Source organism: Flavitalea flava (assembly GCF_054461575.1).
The window spans coordinates 1-1,831 of the sequence record NZ_JBTLQH010000116.1; the positions used below are offsets into that span (position 1 = coordinate 1).

The window sequence follows — 1,831 nt, forward strand, 5'->3', positions numbered from 1 at the left end:
CTCACGCATCATCCGGCTCCTATTATCCAACCGATGGCAATGCGCCAATGGTCCAGTGAGCGAACAGTTCGGGTTGTTTCTGGCTAATAGCCTTCAACCACCTGAGCCCTTTCAATTCGCTCGTCCGGACCTTTAAGTATTTACTTCTTGCCCATTTGACAATTCTTAGATTAATTGCTTGCATAAAGTTTCTCAATTTTGAAATGTAAAATTTACCATAATAGTTGATCCATCCTCTTACAACGGGGTTAATCTCTTTTGCTATGTCTTCAATTTCACATCCCGCTGTTTTGAGCATCCTCCACTTTTTCATCTTTTCCCGCATAGATCGCATCGACTTGCTACTGACTGCCGGCAAACAGTTTGTAAACCACACCTTTCGTATGCTGTTCTGAGCCATTCTCGGTTTAAACGAGTACCCAAGGAAGTCAAACTCTACATTGGGGTAGTTCTTTCTACGGTTGCTGTCTTTACAGTATACGATCTTTGTCTTCTCTGCGTGCATTTCCAATCCGCATTCTTTAAGCCTTGCTTCCAGTGCTTCTTTCACCTTTGTCGCTTCTGCCTCTGCCCGGCAATGTATCACACTATCATCTGCAAATCGTTCAAACGGACAGTGGGGATAGGTCCTCCTTAGCCATTCGTCCATTGCATAATGCAGATAGAGGTTGGAAAGCACCGGTCCGATCACAGATCCTTGCGGAACCCCTTTCGTCCTGGCCACTATCGTCCCATCTTCTTTCTGCAAGGGGGCTACCAGCCATCTTTCGATATACAGCAGCGCCCACTTACAGTCCATGTGTTTTCTGACGGCCTTCATTAGCAGATCATGCGATAGGTTATCGAAAAAGCTACGGATATCCATATCCACTACCCAGTCATACTTCCAGCACCTGACTCTTGTTTTCTCCAGTGCCTGGATCGCTGATTTCCCAGGTCGATATCCATAAGAATCTTCGTGAAACACAGGCTCTACCGCCTTTTCTAATAAACCAACCACCACAGCCTGGGCAATTCGATCAGCCACGGTAGGTATCCCTAGAGGCCTTGTACCACCTCCCTTCTTCGGTATTTCAACCAACTTAACAGGCGGTGGCATATAGCTCCCGGAACTCATTCGGTTCCATAGTCGGTATAGATGGTTTTGCCAGTCCTTTTCGAATTCTTCCAAACTCATTCCATCTACCCCTCCTGCACCTTTGTTAGCTTCTACCCTCCCGTAGGCTTCCATCATCGATCGTCTTTCAATACTAAATGGTTTTGTTTCGCTCACCTTTGTACCTCCTGAAGTTGCCTTCAGTTTTCTTGGATGAATAAAAACTGGATAATACAACCCCTTCGCTCCACCTTCATTACAAAGGCTTCTTCACTACTACGAGTTGTTCTGCCACCGTGCCACGCATCCGTACTTTCTTTCTTATCGGTGCGCCGACTTGAAATTTTCCTTTAGCATCGTGGCGACAGCTTCTCACGTTCCTTGCAAAAGCCTGCTGTAAGATCACGCCTCCTGTATGCCGGATGCCGCAAGAGCATAATCAGGTATTTCTCTTGCTTATCCCAGGTCGGTATTGTACCCGGTTTTGACATCATCTGACCCTTTCGACACCTCATCGGAGGTTTACTTGCGTTCGTCTTCTTACAACTCACCTGACACCTTTAATGATGCCTTTTCTCCTAACGCTCCCAACCACGGCTACTTAACCGCAGCAGCTTAGAAGTAGTTTGAAACCAACGCCTGCACGTCGATTCCGGGAGGCCAACTCCCATCTTTTACAAAGCATCAAATGTTAAATTCAAAGAACTCTTCATTTGTTCGTGACACCTAATACCC

1 protein-coding gene is annotated in these 1,831 nt (G+C 46.3%); it reads right to left on the reverse strand.

Features of this window, described 5'->3' with window-relative positions:
• Positions 1-22: 22 nt before the first annotated feature.
• Complete coding sequence (ltrA, locus tag ACX0G9_RS31610) at positions 23-1,234, reverse strand: group II intron reverse transcriptase/maturase (RefSeq protein ID WP_459068993.1); 1,212 nt, start codon at positions 1,232-1,234, stop codon at positions 23-25.
• Positions 1,235-1,831: the final 597 nt, after the last annotated feature.